General features: G+C 71.4%; 16 protein-coding genes. 9 read left to right on the forward strand and 7 right to left on the reverse strand.

Translation table 11 applies throughout. The features are described from left to right. Nucleotides 1-115: 115 nt before the first annotated feature. Entirely contained in the window at nt 116-2359 is a 2244-nt protein-coding gene (locus ACRRSS_RS00430; RefSeq protein WP_435969270.1) for a transglycosylase domain-containing protein, read from the reverse strand. Between the two features lie 583 nt (nt 2360-2942). Between ACRRSS_RS00430 and ACRRSS_RS00435 the strand changes: the two genes are divergently transcribed. Continuing rightward, a complete protein-coding gene (locus ACRRSS_RS00435; RefSeq protein WP_015034550.1) occupies nt 2943-3287 on the forward strand; it encodes a WhiB family transcriptional regulator in 345 nt (114 codons plus the stop codon). A gap of 120 nt (nt 3288-3407) precedes the next feature. On the opposite strand, the gene ACRRSS_RS00440 is transcribed toward ACRRSS_RS00435, so the two are convergent. Further along, nucleotides 3408-4685 (reverse strand): ArsA family ATPase, encoded by a 1278-nt coding sequence (locus tag ACRRSS_RS00440; protein ID WP_435975217.1) that lies wholly within the window; start codon nt 4683-4685, stop codon nt 3408-3410. A gap of 152 nt (nt 4686-4837) precedes the next feature. After that, nucleotides 4838-5800: an ArsA family ATPase gene (locus tag ACRRSS_RS00445; protein WP_435969271.1), complete on the reverse strand. Its 963-nt coding sequence runs from the start codon at nt 5798-5800 to the stop codon at nt 4838-4840. Nucleotides 5801-5923: 123 nt separating this feature from the next. Between ACRRSS_RS00445 and ACRRSS_RS00450 the strand changes: the two genes are divergently transcribed. The 5 genes from ACRRSS_RS00450 to ACRRSS_RS00470 all read left to right on the forward strand — a co-directional run bounded on the left by ACRRSS_RS00450 (nt 5924) and on the right by ACRRSS_RS00470 (nt 9532). Next, entirely contained in the window at nt 5924-6082 is a 159-nt protein-coding gene (locus ACRRSS_RS00450; RefSeq protein ID WP_015034547.1) for a DUF4177 domain-containing protein, read from the forward strand. Further along, on the forward strand, nt 6079-6549 hold the full coding sequence (locus tag ACRRSS_RS00455; protein WP_435969272.1) for a RidA family protein: 471 nt from the start codon (nt 6079-6081) through the stop codon (nt 6547-6549). Before ACRRSS_RS00450 ends, ACRRSS_RS00455 begins: the two co-directional genes overlap by 4 nt. Nucleotides 6550-6636: 87 nt before the next feature. Beyond that, nucleotides 6637-7650: an NUDIX hydrolase gene (locus ACRRSS_RS00460; protein ID WP_435969273.1), complete on the forward strand. Its 1014-nt coding sequence runs from the start codon at nt 6637-6639 to the stop codon at nt 7648-7650. Continuing rightward, the gene (locus ACRRSS_RS00465; RefSeq protein WP_435969274.1) at nt 7647-8477 is read left to right on the forward strand and encodes an MBL fold metallo-hydrolase; all 831 of its coding nucleotides are present in this window, start codon (nt 7647-7649) and stop codon (nt 8475-8477) included. Before ACRRSS_RS00460 ends, ACRRSS_RS00465 begins: the two co-directional genes overlap by 4 nt. Before the next feature lie 170 nt (nt 8478-8647). Then, complete coding sequence (locus tag ACRRSS_RS00470; protein ID WP_435969275.1) at nt 8648-9532, forward strand: prohibitin family protein; 885 nt, start codon at nt 8648-8650, stop codon at nt 9530-9532. Between the two features lie 77 nt (nt 9533-9609). Here the strand turns inward: ACRRSS_RS00470 and ACRRSS_RS00475 are convergent, their stop codons facing one another. Continuing rightward, entirely contained in the window at nt 9610-10284 is a 675-nt protein-coding gene (locus ACRRSS_RS00475) for a Crp/Fnr family transcriptional regulator (protein ID WP_015034542.1), read from the reverse strand. A 254-nt stretch (nt 10285-10538) separates the two neighbouring features. Here ACRRSS_RS00475 and nth point away from each other — a divergent pair, with 254 nt between their 5' ends. The 3 genes from nth to ACRRSS_RS00490 all read left to right on the forward strand — a co-directional run bounded on the left by nth (nt 10539) and on the right by ACRRSS_RS00490 (nt 13509). Further along, nucleotides 10539-11363 (forward strand): endonuclease III, encoded by an 825-nt coding sequence (gene nth / locus ACRRSS_RS00480; RefSeq protein ID WP_435969276.1) that lies wholly within the window; start codon nt 10539-10541, stop codon nt 11361-11363. 70 nt (nt 11364-11433) lie between these two features. After that, nucleotides 11434-12243 (forward strand): NUDIX hydrolase, encoded by an 810-nt coding sequence (locus tag ACRRSS_RS00485; protein WP_435969277.1) that lies wholly within the window; start codon nt 11434-11436, stop codon nt 12241-12243. A 66-nt stretch (nt 12244-12309) separates the two neighbouring features. Then, the gene (locus ACRRSS_RS00490; protein ID WP_435969278.1) at nt 12310-13509 is read left to right on the forward strand and encodes a MarP family serine protease; all 1200 of its coding nucleotides are present in this window, start codon (nt 12310-12312) and stop codon (nt 13507-13509) included. Between the two features lie 12 nt (nt 13510-13521). On the opposite strand, the gene ACRRSS_RS00495 is transcribed toward ACRRSS_RS00490, so the two are convergent. The 3 genes from ACRRSS_RS00495 to ACRRSS_RS00505 form a co-directional block, all read right to left on the reverse strand. Further along, complete coding sequence (locus tag ACRRSS_RS00495; RefSeq protein ID WP_435969279.1) at nt 13522-13719, reverse strand: hypothetical protein; 198 nt, start codon at nt 13717-13719, stop codon at nt 13522-13524. 118 nt (nt 13720-13837) lie between these two features. Then, nucleotides 13838-14776: an alpha/beta fold hydrolase gene (locus ACRRSS_RS00500; protein ID WP_435969280.1), complete on the reverse strand. Its 939-nt coding sequence runs from the start codon at nt 14774-14776 to the stop codon at nt 13838-13840. Further along, the gene (locus ACRRSS_RS00505) at nt 14773-15258 is read right to left on the reverse strand and encodes a phage holin family protein (RefSeq protein WP_435969281.1); all 486 of its coding nucleotides are present in this window, start codon (nt 15256-15258) and stop codon (nt 14773-14775) included. Before ACRRSS_RS00505 ends, ACRRSS_RS00500 begins: the two co-directional genes overlap by 4 nt. Between the last annotated feature and the right edge of the window lie 24 nt (nt 15259-15282).

Consider the following 15282-nt stretch of genomic DNA (forward strand, 5'->3'; position numbering starts at 1 on the left):
CTCGCGGGCCGGTCCCCGCGGACCGACGGACGAGGAAGGGCGCCCCACCGAAGTGGGGCGCCCTTCCTGTCTCTCCGTACGGCGCCGGCCTCGTACCTCTACCGCGTCAGCGGCTTCAGCCGCGGCCGTTGCCGTCGCCGGGCCCGCCGATCACGCCCGGCGGGAGCGTGATCCCGGCGAACGGGTCGTTCGGCTTGTCGTCGCCGGGCCTACCGGGCTTCCCGGGCTTGTTCGGCTTGCCCGGCTTGTTCGGGCCCTCGTCCCCGTCCTCCGGGTCCTTGGGCTTCTCGGCCCGCGGCACGGAGATGGGGGCGAAGTTCGGCGTCTCGCCGGCGTCCAGGGCGCCCGTCATCGCGATCTTCCAGATGGGGCCGGGAAGGCAGCCACCACAGACCTTGTCGTACGTCACGCCGCCGATGGTGATGTCGTACATCTCGCGTCGCTCGCCGACGTCGTCGCCCACCCAGACGGCCGTGGAGAGGTTCGGGGTGTAGCCCACGAACCAGGCGTCCTTGCGGCCCTCGGTGGTACCGGTCTTGCCCGCGTTGTCGCGGTCGCTGAGGCCGGCCTTCGTACCCGTACCGTCCTCGACGACGCCCTTCAGCATCTGGTTGAGCGTGTCGGCGGTCCGGTCGCTCATCGCCCGGGTGCACTTGGTGTCGGGCACGTTGAGCTTGTCACCGGTGGCGGCGGTGACCGACTCGATCGCGATCGGGGTGCAGTAGATGCCGCGGTTGGCGAAGGTCGCGTAGACCGTCGCCATGTCGAGCGGGGTGCTCTCCACACTGCCGAGGGTGACCGACGGGCTCTGCTTGATGGGCTTGCCCAGCTCGCGCTGGTAGCCGACGTTCTTCGCCATCGTCAGCGTCTCGCAGAGGCCGGCCATCTGCTCCAGCTTGGCGAAGTAGGTGTTGATGGACTTGCCGAGGGCGCTCGTCATGTCGTACGCCCCCTTCTCGGACTCGAGCTCGTTCTGCACCGGCCAGTCGAGGTTGCCGGCCGGCCTGCCGTCGCAGCGCGTGAAGTCGCTCTCCTGCAGGGTGATCTTCCACGGGGTGTCGAAGCTCTGAGCCGGGCTCAGGCCCTTCTCCAGCGCCGCCGCCGCCGTGATCGGCTTGAAGGTCGAACCGACCTGGAAGCCGTAGGTGGTGCCGCCCATCCGGCTGCCCACGGCGAGGTTGAGCGTGGTCTGGTGCTGCTTCTGGTCCAGGCCGTACGGGCGGGACTGGCCCATCGACAGGATCTTGCCGCTGCCGGGCTGGACCTGCACCACCGAGGCGGCGACCGGGTCGTCCTTGTTGATCTTCGCGACGGCGGCCTCGTTGGCGGCGGCCTGCGCGCGCGGGTCGAGCGTGGTCTTGACGGTGAGACCGCCCAGGTTCCACAGCTTCTGGCGCTCCTCGGCTGTCTTGCCGAAGACGGGGTCGTTGAGGATCGTCTTGCGGACGTAGTCGCAGAAGAAGCCGGCGCCGTCGACGGCGGTGATGCAGCCGTTCTTCGGCGTCTTGACCTTCAGCTTCAGCGGGGTCGCCTTCGCCTGGTCGGCCTCGGCCTGGCTGATGTCCTTCACGTCGGCCATCCGCTGGAGGACCACGTTGCGGCGCTTGGTGGCTTCCTGGATGTCGTTGATCGGGTCGTAGCGGCTGGGCGACTGGACGAGACCGGCCATCATCGCCGCCTCGCCGAGGCTCAGGTCGGCGGCGCGCTTGGAGAAGTAGCGCTGGGAGGCGGCCTCGATGCCGTAGGCCTGCTGCCCGAAGAACGTGATGTTGAGGTAGTTCTCCAGGATCTTCTTCTTGCCCAGCTCCTCCTCGACCTGGATCGCGAACTTCAGCTCGCGGACCTTGCGGCCGATGGTCTGCTGGGTGGCCTGCGCGACCTTCTCGGGGTCGTCACCGGCCTCCTCGACGAAGACGTTCTTCACGTACTGCTGGGTGAGGGTGGACGCGCCCTGCGCGACCCCGCCCGACTGCGCGTTGCGGTTGATCGCGCGCAGCACGCCCTTGAGGTCGATCGCCCCGTGCTCGTAGAAGCGGCCGTCCTCGATCGCGACGATCGCCTTCTGCATGTACGGGGAGATCTTGTCGAGCGGGACGACCGTCCGGTCCCGTGAGTACACCGTGGCGATCAGCCCGCCCTCGGAGTCCAGGATCTTGGTGCGCTGACTCAGCGGTGGGGTCTTCAGGTTGGAGGGGATCTCGTCGAACCCCTCCACCGTGCCCTTCGCGGCCAGCCCGAGTGCCCCGGCCGCGGGCAGGGCGATGCCCGCCAGCACGGCTCCGGAGAGCACACTGACACCGAGGAACTTGGCGGCCTGCTGGGTCCCGGTCAGACCACCGCCCGAGCGCTTCTTTGCCATGGGGGGCAGCCTAATCCGTAGTGATGTGCGATCCGCGGGAGCGGGTGCCCCTCGGAGCGTTCGAGTACCAGACCGTGACATCCGGCGGCCGCCGGACCGTCGGGAACCCGACGTGACGGGGCTCGAACGCGGGGCGGCGGGATCACTGAACCCGAGGGCGCGGCAGGGCGGGGCGCCTACGTTCGGATTCGCCGGACACACGGATATGCCTTGGCCTAAGCTGCTCCCAACTGTCACAGCAGTGTGGTCCGGCATCAAGACCCGGGTGTGACATCGGCATGAATTCCCGTGACCCCGAATCATGGGAACCTCATGTCCGATTACGGCTCATGCGTCACGCGGTGTCCGAAATGGAACCGTCGAGGAACGGCATGTCTGCGCGATATGTCCGCTATCACACGCATGTCCTTCCATCACTCCCCTGGGTGATCTGACGCGCACGCATAGTCCGTTCGGGCCATCCAAGATTGGGCCCGAAGGGGGTGTTGCGCTGTGCCCACCTTCCGTAACGTCCCAACTGGCAGCGGTGAATATGCCGCTGCCGCCGTGGGGGAGCCTCGATTCGGGAGAGGACGGCGCCGGTATGGGCTGGGTAGCTGACTGGAGTGCGCAGGCGGCCTGCCGCACTACCGATCCGGATGAACTTTTCGTGCAGGGAGCGGCACAGAACAGGGCGAAGGCGGTGTGCACCGGATGCCCGGTGCGGACCGAGTGCCTCGCCGACGCCCTCGACAACCGCGTGGAGTTCGGCGTGTGGGGCGGCATGACGGAGCGCGAGCGCCGCGCCCTGCTGCGCCGCAGGCCGACCGTCACCTCGTGGCGCCGGCTCCTGGAGACCGCGCGCACGGAGTACGAGCGGGGAGCGGGCCTGCTGCCCGTGGCGATCGAGGACGACGCGACGTACGAGGCGTACGCCGCGGTGGGCTAGACCCCCCGCGTACGCCGCGGTGGGCTAGACCCCCGCCAGGCCCTCGGGGCCGGGCTCGGAGAGGTGTGTCGGAGGGGCCGTGCTCGGAACAGGGCCGGGCCCCGACGGGGTTCGGGTCCTTCAGACCGAGGGGTTCCGTCCGGCCGCGAGCCGGTCGCCGATGGCCCGCAGCCCGGCGAGGTCGTGCACATCGCCGGGCAGGGCCGCCACTTCGGCCACCGCCACCTCGGGGTGGAGCGCCGTGAAGCGGTCACGCGTGCGCTGCTCACGCACGAGCACCCGCATGCGCTCGGCATGCAGGTGCAGGAGTCCAGCGGTGAGATGTCGTACGTCCACGTCTGTTTCCTGTGCCGGTTCGGCTGTGGGGGCAGCCTCGGGTACGGGAGTTGCGGCGGCGGTGGCGAGATCGGACGGCTCGTGCGTGGTGGCCGGGGAGCCACTGCGCTCAGTCTTCCCGCGCCCCTGATCCACAATGCGCCCCTCGTCAAGATTTTCCGCGGCGGCCCGGGCCCGCTCGGCCGACAGCCGGGCGGCACCACTGCCGTGGACGCGGTTGAGGACGAGACCGGCCAGCGGCATCTCCTCGGCGGCCAGCCGCTCCACGAAGTAGGCGGCCTCGCGCAGCGCGTCCCGCTCCGGCGTGGCCACCACGAGGAAGGCGGTGCCCGGGGCCTGGAGCAGCTTGTACGTGGCGTCCGCGCGAGTCCGGAAACCGCCGAACATCGTGTCCATCGCCGCGACGAACGTCTGCACGTCCTTGAGGAACTGACCCCCCAGCAGCTTTCCGAGGGTCCCCGTCATCATCGACATGCCGACGTTGAGGAACTTCATCCCCGCCCGGCCGCCCACCTTCGCCGGAGCCATGAGCAGCTTGATGAACTTCCCGTCGAGGAAGGACCCGAGCCGCTTCGGCGCGTCCAGGAAGTCCAGGGCCGACCGGGACGGCGGGGTGTCCACGACGATCAGGTCCCACTCGTCGCGGGCCCGGAGCTGACCCAGCTTCTCCATCGCCATGTACTCCTGCGTACCGGCGAATCCGGCCGACAGGGACTGGTAGAAGGGGTTCTCCAGGATCGCCCGCGCCCGGCCGGGGTCCGCGTGCGCCTCGACGATCTCGTCGAAGGTCCGCTTCATGTCCAGCATCATCGCGTGCAGCCGGCCGCCGTCGGAGCCCTTGATCCCGTCGACCTCGCGGGGCGTGTTGTCGAGGGAGTCGATCCCCATCGACTGGGCGAGCCGCCGGGCAGGGTCGATGGTGAGGACGACGACCCGCCTCCCGCGCTCCGCCGCCCGCACGCCGAGCGCGGCCGCCGTGGTCGTCTTGCCGACCCCACCGGCGCCGCAGCAGACGACGATGCGGGTGCCGGGGTCGTCGATCAGCGGGTCGAGATCCAGCACGGGAACGGCGTCGAGCCCGTCCCCGCCGCCGAGCCCGCTGCCGAGCCCGTTCCCGCTGCCGAGCCCGTCCCTGGTCCCGCCGACGGTGCCGCGCCCGTCTCCAGCGTCGGTGCCGCTGCCGATCCCGTCCCCGCTGCCGGCGGCCTTCTCCGTCACGCCCCCACCCCTTGCTTCCGCAGTGCCTTCGCCAGCCGGTAGAGCCCCGCGATGTCCGCCCCGTCGCCCAGGAAGGGAAGTTCGTACGAGGGGACGCCGATGCCGTGCAGGACCGCCCGCTGCGCCCGCTCCAGCTCCACCCGCCGGGCGTGCGCGGCCGCCTGGTCGAGGAGCGGCTCGACCAGCGTCGTGCCGTCCGCGACGCCCGCGGACACCAGCGTCCTCGCGATCGCGTCCCGGTGGTCGCCGGAGGCGGCCCGTACCGCCGCCTCGTCGAGGACGTGCGGACGGACCATGTTCACCACGACCCGCCCCACCGGCAGTTCGGCGCCCCGGAGCTCCGCGACGCCGTCCGCCGTCTCCTGGACCGGCATCTCCTCCAGGAGGGTCACCAGGTGGACCGCCGTCTCGGGGGACTTGAGGACCCGCATGACGGCCTGTGCCTGGTTGTGTATCGGGCCGATCCTCGCCAGGCCCGCCACCTCGTCGTTGACGTTGAGGAAGCGGGTGATGCGGCCGGTGGGCGGCGCGTCCATGACCACGTGGTCATAGGTGTGGCCGCCGTGCTTCTCGCGCCGCCGCACCGCCTCGCACGCCTTGCCGGTCAGCAGGACGTCCCGTACCCCCGGAGCTATCGTCGTCGCGAAGTCGATCGCGCCGAGCTTCTTCAGGGCCCGTCCCGCACCGCCCAGCTTGTAGAACATCTGGAGGTAGTCGAGGAGCGCGCGCTCGGCGTCGATCGCCAGCGCGTACACCTCCCCGCCGCCCGGGGCGACGGCGATCTTGCGCTCCTCGTACGGAAGCGCTTCCGTCTCGAAGAGCTGTGCGATGCCCTGCCTGCCTTCGACCTCGACGAGAAGGGTGCGCTTCCCCTCCGTCGCGAGGGCGAGCGCGAGGGCGGCGGCGACCGTCGTCTTACCGGTACCGCCCTTGCCGCTGACGACCTGAAGCCTGCTCACGCTGTCGAGCCTAACCACTGGCGGCCGCGCCCAATCAGGAGGCCGCCCCCGAGAAGCTCCCTAGGGGGAGCTTCGGGGGCCGCCTCGAAGAGCCACCCCGCGGCAGCGGATACAGTCGGCCCCATGACCAAGTGGGAGTACGTCACGGTGCCGCTTCTGGTGCACGCGACCAAGCAGATTCTGGACACCTGGGGCGAGGACGGCTGGGAGCTCGTCCAGGTCGTGCCCGGGCCGAACAACCCCGAGCAGCTCGTGGCCTACCTGAAGCGGGCCAAATCGTGAGCGGGGCCGTCGAGGCGAAGCTCGCCGAGCTGGGCCTGACCCTGCCGGCGGTCGTGCCGCCGCTGGCCGCCTACCAGCCGGCCGTGCGGTCCGGCGTGTACGTCTACACCTCGGGCCAGCTCCCGATGGTGGGCGGCGAGCTCCAGCTGACCGGCAAGGTCGGCGGCGAGGTCACCGCCGAGGAGGCCAAGCAGCTCGCGGCCACCTGCGCGCTCAACGCGCTCGCGGCCGTGAAGTCGGTCGCCGGTGACCTGGACCGGATCAAGCGGGTCGTGAAGGTCGTCGGCTTCGTCGCCTCCGCCCCCGACTTCACCGGGCAGCCGGGCGTCATCAACGGCGCCAGCGAGCTGCTCGGCGCGGTCCTCGGCGACAAGGGCGTGCACGCGCGCAGCGCCGTCGGCGTGACCGTGCTGCCGCTCGACGCCCCGGTCGAGGTCGAGGTCCAGGTGGAGCTGGTCGAGGCCTGACCGCCTGGCGTACGTGTCACAGGGCCGGTTCCTCATGGCGAGGAACCGGCCCTCGTGCATTCAGGTGCTTGCGCATAGCATCCGGCCATGTCGAATGGTCAGCCGAAGCAGTCGAGCGAGCCGAGTCCGCAGGAGCCGACGGGCAGGCCGGGGCCGTCGGAGCCGTCGGTCCGCCCCGAGCCGTCGGGTCGCTCGGATTCGTCGGACCGGCCGGAGCCCTCGGGCCGGTCGAAGCAGTCCAACGGCCAGTGGTACCCGCCGGAGTGGCCCGACCGCATCCGCGCCCTCGCCGCCGGTGAGCTCACCCCGGTGACGCCCCGGCGCGCCGCCACCGTCCTGCTCCTGCGGGACGGGGCCGCCGGGCCCGACGTCCACATGCTGCGCCGCCGCACGTCGATGGCCTTCGCGGGGGGCGCGTACGCCTACCCCGGCGGGGGTGTCGACCCGCGCGACGAGCAGCCGGTGCGCTGGGCGGGCCCCTCCCGGGAGACCTGGGCCGCCCGGCTCGGTCTCGACGACCCCGCGCAGGCCCAGGCCGTGGTCTGCGCCGCCGTGCGCGAGACGTACGAGGAGGCGGGCGTCCTGCTCGCCGGGGAGACCGAGGACGAGGTCGTGGGCGACACGACCGGCGAGGGGTGGGAGCGGGACCGGCAGGCACTCGTCGCCCGTGAGCTGTCCTTCGCCGACTTCCTGGACCGGCGTGGACTGGTGCTCCGCTCCGACCTGCTCGGCGCGTGGGCCCGCTGGATCACGCCGGAGTTCGAGCAGCGCCGCTACGACACCTGGTTCTTCGTGGCCGCCCTGCCGGCCGGGCAGCGCACCCGGAACGCCTCCACGGAGGCCGACCGCACCGTCTGGATCCGCCCGGCGGAGGCCGCCGCGGGGTACGACCGGGGCGAGCTGACCATGATGCCGCCGACGATCTCGACCCTGCGCGCCCTGGAGCCGTACAGGACGGCTGCAGAGGCCCTCGTGGGGGCGGCGGAGCAGGATCTGGACCCGGTGCTCGCGCGGGCCCGCCTGGACGGCGACGAGCTGGTCCTGAGCTGGCCGGGGCACGAGGAGTTCACCAAGATCATCCCCGTGGGGGGTGCGCGATGAGCGACGCCGCCGCCCTGCCCGGCCAGCCGCGCGGAGTCGTGCTCTCCGGGCCCGCGACCGACCGCGCCGTGAACGTCCTCGCGCCGAACCCGTCCGCGATGACCCTCGACGGCACCAACACCTGGCTCCTCTCCGAGCCCGGCTCGGACCTCGCCGTCGTCGTCGATCCCGGTCCGCTCGACGAGACCCATCTGCGCCATGTGATCGAGACCGCCGACAAGCTCGGCAAGCGGGTCGCGCTCACGCTGCTGACCCACGGCCACCCGGACCACGCCGAGGGCGCCGGCCGCTTCGCCGAGCTGACCGGCACGGCCGTACGGGCCCTCGACCCGGCGCTGCGGCTCGGCGACGAGGGGCTCGGCGCGGGGGACGTGGTGACGGTCGGCGGCCTGGAGGTGCGGGTCGTCCCGACGCCCGGCCACACCTCGGACTCGCTCTCCTTCCACCTGCCCGCCGACCGGGCGGTGCTGACCGGGGACACGATCCTGGGGCGCGGCACGACGATGGTGGCCCATCCGGACGGGCGTCTGGGCGACTACCTGGACTCGCTGCGGCGGCTGCGCTCGCTCACCGTCGACGACGGGGTGCACACGGTCCTGCCGGGGCACGGGCCCGTCCTGGAGGACGCGCAGGGGGCCGTGGAGTTCTACCTCGCGCACCGGGCGAGCCGGCTCGCGCAGGTCGAGACGGCGGTGGAGAACGGCCACCGGACCCCGGCGGAGGTCGTCGCCCACGTCTACGCGGACGTGGACCGCTCCCTGTGGCCGGCCGCCGAGCTGTCCGTACGGGCCCAGCTGGAGTACCTGCGGGAGCGCGGGCTGGTCTGAGAGCCCGCCGGTCCGGGTCGGGAGTGCGCGGCCGGCCCGGTCCGTCAGCCCGTCGGCGGGGTCCGGCAGCGGGCCCGTCGTGGGTCCGCTCGCGGACCCCGGGAACCTCCCGGGCTTCCCGTGTGTCTTACGCTCCGCTTACATCTGGCCGTAGCTCCCGGGGGGAACCCGTGTTCGTCATCGCCATCCTGCTGGTCATAGCCGCAGTGGTGCTCTTTTTCGTCGGCCGCGCCAACGACTCCAAGGGGCTGAAGTTCGGCGCCCTCGGCGCTGTCCTGGCCGGCCTGTTCTCGTTGATCGTGAGCATGACGTACGTGATCAGCGCGTACGAGGTCGGCGTGCCCGTGGCCTTCGGCAAGGTCGGCACGCCCATGACCTCGGGCATGCACGTGAAGTCGCCCTTCACCGACGTCACGACCTTCTCCACCCGCCCCGTCGACCTCAACCTCTCCGACAAGGACGTGGTCGAGGTCCGCTCCTCGCAGGGCGGCGTCATGTACGTCGAGGTGACGGTGAAGTGGGCCGTCGTCCCGACGAAGGCCGTGGAGCTCTACAAGCTCGCGGGCAGCGAGGACGCCATCCAGCAGCGCCTCGTCTACCCCGACAGCCGCGAGATCGTCCGTAACGTCTTCGCCCGCTACACCAGCGAGCAGGGCTACGCCTCCGACCGCGAGAAGATCAACGCCGAGATCGGCACCCTGATCAAGGAGCGGCTGGCCCCGCGCGGCATCGACGTGACCACCGTCAACCTGCGCAACGTGAAGCCCTCCGAGGCTCTCCAGGGCCAGATCGACCGCAAGATCCAGCAGCAGCAGGCCACCGAGCGCGCCACCGAGGCCGCCCGTACCGCCAAGGCCGAGTCCGACCGGCGCCGGATCGAGGCGGAGGGCATCGCCCGCGCCAACAAGATCCTGAACGACTCGCTGACCGACCGGGTCCTGGCGAACCAGTGCATCGACGCGTTCAAGGAGGCCGCGGCGAAGAACCCGGTCTACGCCGTGCCCTGCGGGAACGGTTCCTCCACCCCGGTGATCGTGGACGGTTCGAAGCGCTGACCGCACGCCGGCGGGCACACGACGAAGGCCGCCCCGGTCCGTTCGACCGGGGCGGCCTTCTCGCGTACGGCGTGCGACTAGCGCGAGCGCTTCGCGAGGCGCTCCACGTCCAGCAGGATCACGGCGCGGGCCTCCAGGCGCAGCCAGCCGCGCTGGGCGAAGTCGGCGAGCGCCTTGTTGACCGTCTCGCGGGATGCGCCGACCAGCTGGGCCAGCTCCTCCTGGGTGAGGTCGTGGACGACGTGGATGCCCTCCTCCGACTGCACGCCGAAGCGGCGCGACAGGTCGAGGAGCGCACGGGCGACACGGCCCGGGACGTCGGAGAAGACCAGGTCGGACATCTGGTCGTTGGTCTTGCGCAGGCGCCGGGCGACGGCGCGCAGCAGCGCGGTGGCCACCTCGGGCCGCGCGTTCAGCCAGGGCTGGAGGTCGCCGTGGCCCAGGCCGAGCAGCTTCACCTCGGTCAGCGCGGTCGCGGTCGCGGTGCGCGGGCCCGGGTCGAAGAGCGACAGCTCTCCGATGAGCTCGCCGGGACCGAGGACGGCCAGCATGTTCTCCCGGCCGTCGGGGGAGGTGCGGTGCAGCTTCACCTTGCCCTCGGTCACCACGTACAGCCGGTCGCCGGGGTCGCCCTCGTGGAAGAGCGCGTCGCCACGGGCGAGCGTCGCCTCACTCATCGAGGCGCGCAGCTCGGCGGCCTGCTCGTCATCGAGCGCCGCGAAGAGCGGGGCGCGCCGCAGAACGTCGTCCACGAGTTCTCTCCATACTGTCGACCTGCTCAGGGACCTGCGTCCCATGATGCCGGACGTGCAAAACAGTGCGATCAATCACAACAAGTTTGACGTACCGAGCCGCCCGTCCGTACGTCAGGGGCCCAATTGGGAGCTGATCGGCCACGCCCGGGGCGGATGTCGGTGGTGGCCCCTAGGCTGGTCGGGTGTCCAACTCGCCGGTGAGAGCGCAGGCCAAGGGGGCTGAAAGAGTGTCGGCCGAAGGTAATTCCGCCGTGGGCGAACGCGGCGTGTCGAAACGGGTGAAAGCTGCAAATCGGAAGGCGGCGAAGCCCGAGTCGCGGCTCGCGATGGTCCGCCGCGCCCGCAGGATCAACCGCGAGCTCGCCGAGGTCTTCCCGTACGCCCATCCGGAGCTCGACTTCCGCAGCCCCTTCGAGCTGCTCGTCGCCACCGTCCTCTCGGCGCAGACCACGGACCTGCGGGTCAACCAGACCACCCCCGCGCTCTTCGCGAAGTACCCCACGCCCGAGGACCTCGCCGCCGCCGTGCCCGAGGAGGTCGAGGAGCTCATCCGCCCCACCGGCTTCTTCCGCGCGAAGACCAAGTCGATCATGGGCCTCGCCGCAGCCCTCAGGGACGACTTCGGGGGCGAGGTCCCCGGCCGCCTGGAGGACCTCGTCAAGCTCCCCGGCGTCGGCCGCAAGACCGCCTTCGTCGTCCTCGGCAACGCCTTCGGGGTCCCCGGCATCACCGTCGACACCCACTTCATGCGGCTCGCCCGGCGGTGGAGGTGGACCGAGTCCGACGACCCCGTGAAGATCGAGGCCGAGGTCGCCACGATCTTCCCGAAGAGCGAGTGGACGATGCTCTCGCACCGGGTGATCTTCCACGGCCGCCGCATCTGCCACGCCCGCAAGCCGGCCTGCGGCGCCTGCCCGATCACCCACCTCTGCCCCGCGTACGGGGAGGGCGAGACCGACCCCGAGAAGGCGAGGAAGCTGCTCAAGTACGAGATGGGCGGCTTCCCCGGCCAGCGGCTCGACCCGCCGCCCGGCTACCCGGGCCGGCCGGCACCCCCGCTCGGCGCGAGCGGCTGAGCCCCTCGGCCGACCGGACCGCAGGGAACGAACCCGTCCATCGATGGCGTTGTGAAACACGGGGGTGCCTATGACGCGCACTGACGAAGAGATCCACGGCGAGGACGTCCGCGACGGACGGGTCCGGGACGTCCAGGACGTCCGCGACGCCCGTCACGGTTCGGCCCCCGACGCCCGCCACGGCGCGACCGGCCGAGGCGCCGCCCCCGGCACCGGTGGTCTGCTCAGCCGGGACGGGCTGCCCGGCTGGCTCGAACCCGTCGACCACGCCGCCCGCACGGTCGAGCCCGAGCAGCTCAGCCGCTTCCTGCCGCCCGCGAGCGGCGCCGGCCGCCAGTCCGCCGTCCTCGTCCTCTTCGGCGAGGGAGAGCGGGGGCCGGAGCTGCTCCTCATGGAGCGGGCCGGCAGCCTCCGCTCCCACGCCGGACAGCCCTCCTTCCCCGGTGGCGCCCTCGACCCCGAGGACGGCGACCCGGCGGACGGCGGACTGCTGCGCGCCGCCCTGCGCGAGGCCCAGGAGGAGACCGGGCTCGACCCGGCGGGCGTCCAAATCTTCGGCGTGCTGCCCCAGCTCTACATCCCGGTCAGCGGCTTCGTCGTCACCCCCGTCCTCGGCTGGTGGCGCACCCCGAGCCCCGTGGGGGTCGTCGACCCCGGAGAGACCGCCCGGGTCTTCACCGTCCCCGTGGCGGATCTCACGGACCCCGCGAACCGCGCGACCACCGTCCACCCGAGCGGCCACCAGGGCCCCGGATTCCTGGTCGAGTCCGCTCTGGTCTGGGGTTTCACGGCCGGGGTGATCGACCGGCTCCTGCACTTCTCCGGCTGGGAGCGCCCGTGGGACCACTCCAAGCAGGTCCCGCTCGACTGGCGCTCATGACAGGCTGAACCCCGGCGAAGAGGCTGACGCCGGGCGACCGGAAACGAATCTGCGAGGCAATTGACGGTGAACGTGCTGGACATCTTGTTGCTGCTCGCCGCCGTGTGGTTCGCGGTCATCGGGTACCGCCAGGGCTTCGTCGTCGGCATCCTGTCCGTGATCGGATTCCTCGGCGGCGGTCTCGTCGCGGTGCTGCTGCTCCCGATCCTCTGGGACCAGCTCACCGACGACAGCGAGGTCTCGACCACGGCGACGGTCGTCTTCGTGATGGTGGTCATCGTCTGCGCCTCCGTCGGCCAGGCCTTCACCACCCACCTCGGCAACAAGCTGCACCGGCACATCACCTGGTCACCCGCGCGGGCCCTCGACGCCACCGGCGGCGCCCTGGTCAACGTCGTCGCCATGCTGCTCGTGGCCTGGCTGATCGGTTCCGCCCTCGCCCGCACGACCCTGCCCACGCTGGGCAAGGAGGTGCGGAACTCCAAGGTCCTGCGCGGGGTGGAGCAGGTGATGCCGGATCAGGCGTCCGGCTGGTTCGACGACTTCAGCTCCACACTGGCCCGCAGCGGCTTCCCGCCGGTCTTCAGCCCCTTCGCCAACGAGCCGATCACCCCGGTCATGCCCCCCGACCCGGCGCTCGCCGACAGCCCGGTCGCCGACCGTGCCCAGCGCTCCATCGTGAAGGTCGTCGGCACCGCGCAGAGCTGCGGCAAGGTCCTCGAAGGCACCGGCTTCGTCTTCGCCGACCGACGCATCATGACCAACGCCCACGTCGTCGGCGGGGTCGACGAGCCGACCGTCCAGATAGGCGGCGAGGGCAGGCTCTACGACGCCAAGGTCGTCCTCTACGACTGGCAGCGCGACATCGCCGTCCTGGACGTGCCGGACCTCAAGGCCAAGCCGCTCGCCTTCACCGACGAGGACGCCCGCAGCGGCGACGGCGCGATCGTCGCCGGATTCCCGGAGAACGGCTCGTACGACGTGCGCTCGGCGCGCGTACGCGGCCGCATCAACGCGGACGGCCCCGACATCTACAGCCGGGGCGATGTGCGCAGGGACGTGTACTCGCTGTACGCGACGGTCCGCCAGGGCAACTCCGGCGGCCCGCTCCTCACCGAGGACGGCGAGGTGTCCGGTGTGATCTTCGCCCGCTCCCGCGACGACGCGAACACGGGCTACGCCCTGACGGTCGACGAGATCCGCGAGGACATCGAGCGCGGCCGGGCCGCCGACCAGCAGGTCGACACCCAGGCCTGCGCCCTGTAGTCCCGGGGTCAGCTAGGGGGTGTCGCGGGGATGCCGGAGCCGGGCCGAGACCCAGCGGGCCCGGCGGCGCAGGATGCGCGAGATTCCCACCCCTTGCACGGCGTGCGTGGCGCCGGGGTCCGGCGGGCCACCCCCCTCGCGGGAGCCCGGCGCGGAGGCCGAGCGGCGGTTGCGTGCTGTCGTGTCACCGTAGTCGTGCGTCCAGCCCATACCTCGACGTCTGCCCGTGCCCCAAGGTCGGTAACCGCCCGGGGACCCGCCAATTGGAGTATGCGCGGGGCACATGGCCGTTCGAAGGAAGTCCGTACGTCCCCGAGGAGAGGGACCGTCAGCGGTCGGGCTCGGGGTCCTTCAGCCAGTTGACCAGCTCCGTGGAGAAGGCCACCGGATCCTCCTCGTGGGGGAAGTGGCCGAGGCCGTCGAAGAGCCTCCAGCGGTACGGCGCTTCCACGTACTCGCCCGACCCCGCCGCGCTCCGGGTCCGCATCACCGGGTCCAGGGAACCGTGCAGATGGAGCGTCGGCACCCGCACCGGCCGCTTCATGCGCCGGTTGAACTGGATGCCGTCCGGGCGGGCCAGCGAGCGGACCATCCAGCGGTACGGCTCGATCGAGCAGTGCGCCGTCGACGGGACCAGCATCGCGCGCCGGTACACGTCGATCGCCTCCTCGTCCGAGTCGGGACGGGGCCCCGGCCCCGACCAGTCCCGGATCAGCCCGCCCACGAGGGCCGCGTCGTCCGCGACGAGCTGACGCTCCGGCAGCCACGGCCGCTGGAAGCCCCAGATGTGCGAGCCGGCCCGCGACTGGGAGAGGTCGGAGAGCATCGCCGAGCGCCACCGGCGCGGGTGCGGCATCGAGGAGACCACGAGCCGGCGCACCAGCTTGGGCCGCATCACGGCCGCCGTCCAGGCGAGGTAGCCGCCGAGGTCGTGCCCGACCAGTGCCGCGTCCGGCTCGCCGAGCGAGCGGATCACGCCGGTGACGTCGAGAGCCAGGTTGGCGGGATCGTAACCCCGGGGGGTGCGGTCGCTGCCTCCGACGCCGCGCAGGTCCATCGCGACGGCCCGGAAGCCTGCCTCCGCGAGCACGGGCAGCTGGTGGCGCCAGGTCCACCAGAACTGCGGGAAGCCGTGCAGGAGCAGCACCAGCGGGCCGTCGCCCATCTCGGCGATGTGGAAGCGGGCGCCGTTGGCCGCCACGTCGCGATGGGTCCACGGCCCGTCGAGTCGTACGGGCCCGCCGTTGCCGCTCTCGGGAAGGGTCATACGGACGAGCGTGCCACAGCGGAGGCCTTCTCCAGCGCCGGGCGCTGCGCCGGGCGGGGGTGCGGCTTCACGTTCTGCACGATCGCGGCCGTCTGCTTCGCGGAGGCGATGGACTTCTCCGGCGGCTTGACCTTCTTGAACTTGGCGACCGCGATCGCCCCGAGGAGGGCCGCGAGCAGCACGTTGAAGGCGAAGGACAGCAGGAAGCACCAGACGAGGTTCCAGCCCCCGTTGCCGTTGTGCCCGCCGGTCCAGGTGTTGATGGCGTACGCGAGCGCGAAGCTCAGCATCGGCAGCGAGAACAGCAGCACCACGACGGCGCCGATTCCCATGATGCTGCCGAACACACCGCGCTTGACGTCCTGGCGCAGTTCGGCCTTGGCCAGGGCGATTTCGTCGTGCACCAGCGCGGACATCTCGGCGGTCGCCGAGGCGACCAGCTGGCCGAGGCTGCGCTCGGTTCCGTCGAACGGATCGCTCATCGCTGCTCCCTCTTCTCTTCTGCG

This window comes from Streptomyces sp. Qhu_M48 (assembly GCF_051305195.1).
Lineage (GTDB): Bacteria > Actinomycetota > Actinomycetes > Streptomycetales > Streptomycetaceae > Streptomyces.